Source organism: Polaribacter sp., assembly GCF_049276715.1.
Taxonomy (GTDB): Bacteria; Bacteroidota; Bacteroidia; order Flavobacteriales; family Flavobacteriaceae; genus Polaribacter.
This window is the reverse complement of record NZ_JBASWY010000033.1, coordinates 72299-80873: the sequence shown is the minus strand read 5'-3', so window position 1 is coordinate 80873 and position 8575 is coordinate 72299. Positions and strand designations below refer to the sequence as shown.

5 protein-coding genes and 1 tRNA gene are annotated in these 8575 nt (G+C 30.9%); all 6 read right to left on the bottom strand.

From position 1 onward, the window contains the following. Positions 1-253 precede the first annotated feature (253 nt). Positions 254-327 (bottom strand) — tRNA-Asp (locus tag WAO74_RS09545). A 61-nt stretch (positions 328-388) separates the two neighbouring features. Beyond that, a complete protein-coding gene (locus WAO74_RS09540; protein WP_422161569.1) occupies positions 389-1309 on the bottom strand; it encodes a DUF58 domain-containing protein in 921 nt (306 codons plus the stop codon). Then, entirely contained in the window at positions 1309-3867 is a 2559-nt protein-coding gene (locus WAO74_RS09535) for a M1 family metallopeptidase (RefSeq protein ID WP_422161567.1), read from the bottom strand. Before WAO74_RS09535 ends, WAO74_RS09540 begins: the two co-directional genes overlap by 1 nt. 140 nt (positions 3868-4007) lie before the next feature. Beyond that, positions 4008-4334, bottom strand: coding sequence for a thioredoxin (gene trxA / locus WAO74_RS09530; protein ID WP_422161576.1), 327 nt, complete (start codon positions 4332-4334; stop codon positions 4008-4010). 168 nt (positions 4335-4502) lie between these two features. After that, the gene (gene metF, locus WAO74_RS09525) at positions 4503-5456 is read right to left on the bottom strand and encodes a methylenetetrahydrofolate reductase [NAD(P)H] (protein WP_422161565.1); all 954 of its coding nucleotides are present in this window, start codon (positions 5454-5456) and stop codon (positions 4503-4505) included. Positions 5457-5742: 286 nt separating this feature from the next. Beyond that, on the bottom strand, positions 5743-8391 hold the full coding sequence (gene metH / locus WAO74_RS09520; RefSeq protein ID WP_422161574.1) for a methionine synthase: 2649 nt from the start codon (positions 8389-8391) through the stop codon (positions 5743-5745). Between the last annotated feature and the right edge of the window lie 184 nt (positions 8392-8575).

Genomic DNA, 8575 nt, shown 5'->3' with positions numbered 1-8575 from the left:
ATAAGTAACTAAAACTTCCGGTAATAAAAATTTTGCAATCGATAGTAAAGTGTCTGAGGACATAAAAACTTTTTTAGCAAAGTTCTTCAATTTTTATGTACTCCACAACTTTTGGTATTGATCCATTTAAACTCTAAAAAAGAATTAAATCTTCTGAAGAAAAAAAATTAATATAAGAAATTACAAATACTGACTAACCCAAAACAAAAAATCCTTAACTCTCTATAAATTAGATTGTTAAGGACTCTTTAAGCGGTCTGGACGGGACTCGAACCCGCGACCCCATGCGTGACAGGCATGTATTCTAACCAGCTGAACTACCAAACCGTTGCTAATAGCGGATGCAAATATAGTATAGATTTTTAGATACACAAAAACAAAACACAATTTATTTAAAATTTTTTCTTTGCAATAAATATGTTGTTAAAATAGCATTATAACCTTTATTAATATCTACTGGAACATAATCTATTTTATATTGTAAACATTTATTTTTCAGTTCTTTAAAATAATCCTCAACAATCTCTTTGTATTTTTCTTGTACATTTTCTGCATAAACATTTATTTCTTCGTTGGTTTCTACATCTACAAATTTCTTTGGAGCATTGTCAAAATTGAAGTTTAATTCCGTTTTTGCATCATAAGTATGAAATAAAACTACCTCATGTTTGTTGTATTTTAAATGTCTTAAAGCCTCAAACAAAGCTTCATCTTCTTGGTTGGTTTGAAACATATCTGTAAACAAGAATATCAAAGAGCGTCTATGAATTTTCTCTGCAATTTCATGTAAATATTTATAGGTTTCTGTAGTAGTTTTCGATTCTGAGACCAACAATTGCTCTAATTGATGCAACAACATTTTTCTATGACGCTCACTCCCCTTTTCTGGTGCATAATATTCGTAAGTATCTGAATAAATACTTAAACCAACTGCATCTCTTTGGCGTTTTAAAATTTCCATTAAAGAAGCTGCTGCAATTGCAGAAAAACCAACTTTGTCTAAGTTTTCTAAAGTCTGATTTTTTACTAATGGATAATGCATAGATGCAGAATTATCAATAATAATATGACAACGTAAGTTGGTTTCTTCCTCGTACTTTTTTGTGTATAATTTTTCTGTTTTTGCAAATAATTTCCAGTCTATTTGACGCGTGCTTTCCCCTTTATTGTATAGTTTATGTTCAGAAAATTCAACTGAAAATCCGTGAAAAGGACTTTTATGAATCCCTGTAATAAAACCTTCTACCACTTGTTTTGCAAGCAGGTCTAGATTTTTAATTTCTGACGATTTAACTTCGGATAAATTCATTATTTTCTGATGTTTTGTGCTCTTTTTAAATCGTCTGTAGTTTGTTGTAATTTTTTTAGCAAAATAGGATTATAATCAGGATTATCATCTAAAAACTGAACTAAAATATCGTTTGCTTCTTTTGATGAATAATTACCTATAGAGGATGCTAACCATCCTTTTGGAAAGAAAATATCACCTGTTAATTGTACTTCTTCGAGCTTTTCTAAAATTGATTTTAAGTGTTTTATCGATGATTTTTGCCTTAAAGGATGATGTATATTATTCAAAGCCGTTTGCACCCAAGATTCTTTTTCTCGGTTTACTTTTTCTAAAAGCGATTCCATAAAATTATCTCTCACTTTTTCATCCGAAGAAAGAGAAGGTAATAACCATTTAAAACGCTCTAGCTGATCTGGATTTGAAATTCTAGTTTGTTGTTCTTCCAAAATTTCTGATGCTTTTGGATGTTTGTAAATTACCAATTGCATTGATAAAGCAGTAAAATCATTTTCATTTAAAAATAGGTTTTCTATTTTTTTATCTTCTTTCCAAATTTGATATAAATGCTCTTTTCCATTTTCTGAAATAGCTATCGATTCAAATAAATCGAAAATTGTTTTTTTGATGTTTGATGGCAAATCTTTATGCAACAAAGCAATTACTTGATTTTCTGTTGTTTCTTGAACACTTTTTTGCTGTTTTTCTGTTAAAAAAATCCAATAAATATTTTGAATTCTTCCTGATAAATAATTTGTAATTAATTCATTTTTTTCTGATTGAATAGCCTCTAAATAAACCCTATAAATTTCTAAAGGTGTTACTTTACCAATTAACATTTTTTCATATAAATTGATGTACTGATATCCTCTTGAAACTTCATCTGTAATATCTTTATATGATTTTATTTTCTCTTTATAAATGGGGAAAACGCCATAGCCAAATCCGTTTGTATTGTATAAAACTTGACCAGGTTTAAAATCTATGGTGGCAGAAGTAATATCAAAAGATTTGCCCATATTTTTAATATTAATATTTTTTACATAGCCTCTTTTATCTATTAATTGAATTTTAAAAGATTGCGTCCAAATTTTATTAGAACCATCTTCTGCATTTTGATGAAGGATAAATTTGGTTACATTTCCTTTTTCATTTAACTCAATTTCTTCACTAAAAATGGGTCTTCCAGAAGAATTTACCCAAATATCGCTCCAACTTTTAATATCTCCAGCAGGTTTTTTATCTAAAATAGCAACGAGTTCGTTCCAATCTGCATTTGAATTTTGGTAGGTTTCTATGTATTCTTGAATTCCTTGTTGAAAAGCGTTTTCGCCCAATAAATTTTCCAATTGACGCATCATTATTGGTGCTTTGTTGTATATAATTCTTCCATACAAAGAACCTGCATTTTTTAAATTATCTAAATTTTGGCGAATTGCATTCGTGCCTTTTGTTCTGTCTTCAGAATATGCACTTGGATAATGTGTCATCATAAAACTTAAATCATGATTAATTTCTGGATAAACAGGATTTACGATTTTATCTGCCATAAAATTGGCGAAAACTTCTTTCATCCAAACATCATTAAACCATTTCATAGTAACCAAGTCGCCAAACCACATGTGCGAAGTTTCGTGAGCAATTAATTTTGCTCTTCTTAATTTTTGAGTTTGTGTAGCATTTTTATCTAAAAACAAAGAAGATTCTCTATACTGAATGGCTCCAACATGTTCCATTCCTCCATACTGAAAAGGGGGAATTGCAGCAAAATCCATTTTATGAAATGGGAATTTTACATCTGTATAAGCTTCTAAAAAATCTATTGCGTTTTGATGAATTTTAAATATTTGATCTACACTTTCATCAATCTTTTCTTGGTTGTTTTCTCTGTATAAAAAACGCATGTCAAAAGCTCCAGGATTTTTGGTTTCTTCTGTAAATTTTCCAGCTACAAAAGAGAATAAATAAGTGCTCATTACATCTGATGTTGCAAAAGTATGTTCAATAAAATCATCAATTTCTATACTACTTTTTTCGAAGCCACCTGCTAGAACTTTCCAATCTTTTGGGGCAGTAATTCTCAGGTTGTATTTCGCTTTTAAATCTGGTTGATCAAAACAAGGAAACAAAGTGCTTGCTCTGTCTGGAACTAATAAAGTGTATAAAAATTCTTCATTTCTATTGAGTGATGTTTCACCTGCATCAAAAAAAATTTCTATTGAATTTTCACCAATCTTCAATTCTTTTTTATCAATAATAATATGTTCTTTTTGATGATTAATTTCTGATACAGAATCATTTACTTTGATGGTTTTTAGCTTTGTAGTTTGCTCATTAAAATCAAGAAAAACATCATTTTTTAAATCTTTTACTTTAAAATTGAGTTCTAATCTAGATGCAATTGAGCTAGTTTTTTCTTTCGGAATTTTAAAATGCAAATCATAAATAACATCTGTAATTTGTTGTATTCTGTATTTTGCTAATTGGTGAGAAATTCCTGTTTCTAAAGTTAATTCTTCTTGTTTTTTATCGCAAGAAATACATAAAAAAAAGACAATAATATACAAGTAGTTTTTCATTTATTTATTTTTTTGGTTGACCATATAGTAACATAGAAAAAATTGTTTTTACAAACTTAATATTTATAAATATAACCTTACCAAAATAAAAAAAGGTTTGACGTTAGCCAAACCTTTATAATATTTAAATTGTTAAACTACTATAAAGCGGCATCAATTTTATCAGTATATGTTTTCTTTGGTGCAACACCTACTTGTTTATCTACAACTTCTCCATTTTTAAAAACCAAAACAGTTGGTATATTTCTTACACCATATTTAGCAGCAAATTCTTGATTGTTATCTACATCCACTTTACCAACAATTGCTTTTCCTTCGTATTCTGAATGAATTTCATCAACAATTGGCCCAACCATTCTGCAAGGTCCACACCAAGCAGCCCAAAAATCTACCAATACTGGTTTGTCTGATTTTAATACTATTTCGTCAAAAGTTGCGTCTGTGATTTCTAATGCCATTTTATATATTTTTTTTTGATTATTATTTTATTGATACACAAAAGTAGTCATTTTATTTGCCAACTAAATTTCTAAAAAATTGCTTTTTACTATTTGTCTATCAATTGTTCTTATGCTTACCACTAAAATTTAAAAATAAAAACATAGATTTCTGCTTTCTCAAGAATGCCAGTTCACTTAAAATAACTCAGATGCAATTGCTTGAATATTATCACTTTTACCCATAGAATAATAATGTAAAACAGGCACCCCAGCTGCTAATAATTCTTTAGATTGTTGTATAGCAAACTCAATACCTACTTTTCGAACATCAGCATTTGACTTACATTTTTCTACTTCGTTAATTAATATTTCTGGAATATCGATTCTAAAAACTTGTGGTAGTAATTGCAAATGACGTTTTACTGCCAAAGGCTTAATTCCTGGAATAATGGGCACATTTATACCTGCTTTTTTTGCAGCATCTACAAAAGCAAAATACTTTTCATTATCAAAAAACATCTGTGTAACCACATAATCTGCACCTGCATCTACTTTTTCCTTTAACCTTTTTAAATCGGTTTGTAAAGAAGGTGCTTCTAAATGTTTTTCTGGATACCCAGCAACTCCAATACAAAAATCGGCACAATTCGTGGCTTCAATAACGTCATGCAAATATTTACCTGAATTTAAATTCTGAATTTGAGCTACCAAATCTTTGGCATATTTATGACCTCCTTTTGAGGCTTCAAAATATTTTTGATGACTCATAGCATCTCCTCTTAAAGCCATAACATTTTCGATACCTAAATAATGGCAATCTACCAACAAGTATTCTGTTTCCTCTTTTGTAAAACCTCCACACAAAACATGAGGCACAGTATCTACATCATATTTATGTTTTATAGCTGCACAAATACCAACTGTTCCTGGTCGCATTCTGGTTACTTTTCTATCTAACAAACCCTCTTTTTCTACGTAAACATATTCTTCTCTAGAGGTTGTAACGTCTATAAAAGGCGGTTTAAATTCCATTAAAGGATCGATATTGTCATACAATTCCTGAATGCTTTTTCCTTTTTTTGGCGGAATTATTTCAAACGAAAACAATGTTTTTCCGTCTGCTTTTTTTATGTGATCTGTAATTTTCATTCCCCTAAATCCCAAAAGGGACTTTTATTTAGTTAATATTTTATTTTTTTGGGCGTTCCCTAAAAAGGTCGCGCTTTACACTATATCTTTTTTCTGAGTTCTCGATACAAATTTGCGAAAAGCAAATTCACTCGAACTCAGAAAAAAGGATGTCGTTTCAATCGCTAACGCAAAGCCTCCCTTAATCCCTCCAAAGAAGGAAAACTATTCTCATAATCCATATATAACCCAAGAGTGTTTCTTCCTAATATTGAGCTTGACGAAATAGGAACTATTAAGATGGGCTCTATTCTGCCAAATTTGGGTGTAACCACTTTCTAGCTTTCTCTTTTGTAATTCCTTTTCTTTTTGCAAAATCTGTAACTTGGTCATCTGTAATTTTACCCAAACCAAAATATTTAGCTTCTGGGTTTGCAAAATAATAACCTGATACTGCTGCTGCTGGCCACATTGCCATACTTTCAGTAAGTTGAACACCAATAATTTCTTCAACATTTAATAAATGCCACAGTGTGGCTTTTTCTAAATGATCTGGACATGCAGGATAACCAGGTGCAGGACGAATACCTTTGTAACTTTCTTTGATTAAATCGTCATTAGATAATTTTTCGTCAGCATCATAACCCCAATGTTTTGTTCTAATTTGTTTGTGTAAATATTCTGCAAAAGCTTCTGCAAATCTGTCTGCTAAAGCTTGTGCCATAATTCCATTATAATCGTCTTCTTTAACTCTGTAACTATCTGCTAATTCTTGCGCTCCGAAAATAGCTACACAAAATGCACCTATATAATCTGTTTTGCTAATTTCTTTTGGGGCAATAAAATCTGATAATGCTATATTTGGAATACCATCTCTTTTCTTTAATTGTTGACGTAAAGTTCTAAAAACAGCAATTTCTTTTCCTTTTTTCTGTATAGAAATGTCATCATCATTTATAGTATTCGCTTCAAACAAACCAAAAATTGCTTTTGGTTTTAAAGATTGATTTGCTATGATTTCTTTCATCATTTTTTGAGCATCAGAAAATAACTCTGTGGCTTGCTCCCCAACAATTTTATCGGTTAAAATATCTGGATATTTCCCATGCAAATCCCAACTTCTAAAAAAGGGACTCCAATCGATAAAGGGTTCTAATTCTTTTAAACTTAATTGCTCTAAAATCTGAATTCCTAATTCTCTGGGTTTTACAATTTCTGAGGTGTTCCAGTCGATTTTATACTTGCGTTTTCGAGCTTCGTTAATAGAAATATATGATTTTTCTTTTCCTCTTTTTAAAAACTTAGTTCTGAACTCCTCATAATCTTTCTTTAATTTTGCTGTATATAAATGACTTGTTTTTTTATTTAGCAAATCACCAACAACAGTTACTGCCCTTGATGCATCATTTACGTGAACAACCGCATTTTTATATTGTGTATCAATTTTTACTGCTGTATGCGCTTTAGAGGTTGTTGCACCACCAATTAATAAAGGCACTTCAAAATTTTGACGCTGCATTTCTTTCGCTAAATACACCATTTCATCTAAAGAAGGTGTAATTAATCCGCTTAAACCAATGGCATCAACTCTTTCTTCAATAGCCATTTGAATAATTTTTTCTGGTGGAACCATGACTCCTAAATCGATAATTTCGTAGTTGTTACATGCTAAAACAACACTCACAATATTTTTACCAATATCATGCACATCACCTTTAACAGTTGCCATTAAAATTTTACCAACAGGTTCTTGTTTGTCTCCTTTTTCTGCTTCAATAAACGGATTTAAATAACCTACTGCTTTTTTCATCACTCTTGCAGATTTTACAACTTGTGGTAAAAACATTTTTCCTGCGCCAAATAAATCGCCAACCACATTCATGCCAATCATTAAATGTCCTTCAATAACTTCTATTGGTTTTGCTGCTTCTTGTCTTGCTGTTTCTACATCTTCAATTATAAATGCATCAATCCCTTTTACCAAACCGTGTGTGATTCTTTCTTGTAAAGATTTTTCTCTCCAAGATAAATCTACTCCTTTTTCTACTTTAGAACCTTTTACAGTTTCTGCAAAATCTAATAAACGTTCTGTTGCGTCTTCTCTTTTATCCAGAATTACATCTTCTACGCGTTCTAATAAATCTTTAGGAATATCGTCATAAACCTCCAGCAAAGCCGGATTTACAATACCCATGTTCATACCTGCTTGAATTGCATGATATAGAAAAACAGAGTGCATTGCTTCTCGAACGCCATCATTTCCTCTAAAAGAAAAAGATACATTACTGACACCTCCACTTACAGAAACATTGGGTAAATTTTGACGAACCCATTTGGTGGCTTCAATAAAATCGATGGCATTTCTTTTGTGTTCATCCATTCCTGTTGCTACAGGAAAAATGTTTAAATCGAAAATAATATCTTCTGATGGAAAGTGAACTTGATTCACTAAAATATCATACGATCTTTTTGCAATTTCTATTCTACGCTCGTAATTATCTGCTTGACCAACTTCATCAAAAGCCATCACAATTACTGCTGCTCCATATCGTTTTATCTGTTTGGCTTCCCAAATAAATTTTTCTTCACCTTCTTTTAAGGAAATAGAATTTACGACACATTTTCCTTGCACAACTTGTAAACCAGCTTCAATGATCTCCCATTTTGAGCTATCAATCATAATAGGAACTCTGCAAATGTCTGGTTCAGATGCAATTAGATTTAAGAAACGCACCATGGATTCTTTTCCATCAATTAAGCCATCATCCATATTAATGTCGATAATTTGTGCTCCACCATCAACTTGATGCCTTGCAATATCTAAAGCTTCATCAAATTTTTCTTCTTTAATTAATCGTAAAAATTTGCGAGAACCTGCAACATTTGTTCTTTCACCTACATTTATGAAATTGCTGTTTTCGTTCAGAATCAAAGGCTCTAAGCCAGATAGTTTCATAAACTTACGCCCCTCTCCAACCTCTCCCCAAAGGGAAGAGGCTTTTGGTAATTTCTTATTTTTATTTTTATCGCTCATTCTAAAATGATATGATTTTTTAATTTTTCAAAACCTTATAAGTTTTGAAAAGTTTTGGGTCAATTCTGCAATACTTTCTTAATAAATAAAACCATATTTATAAATA

Coding starts and splice junctions, on each gene's coding strand:
- WAO74_RS09540 (WP_422161569.1), bottom strand. CDS start 1,309: ATGAATTTATCCGAAGTTAAATCGTCAGAAATTAAAAATCTAGACCTG.
- WAO74_RS09535 (WP_422161567.1), bottom strand. CDS start 3,867: ATGAAAAACTACTTGTATATTATTGTCTTTTTTTTATGTATTTCTTGC.
- metF (WP_422161565.1), bottom strand. CDS start 5,456: ATGAAAATTACAGATCACATAAAAAAAGCAGACGGAAAAACATTGTTT.
- metH (WP_422161574.1), bottom strand. CDS start 8,391: ATGAAACTATCTGGCTTAGAGCCTTTGATTCTGAACGAAAACAGCAAT.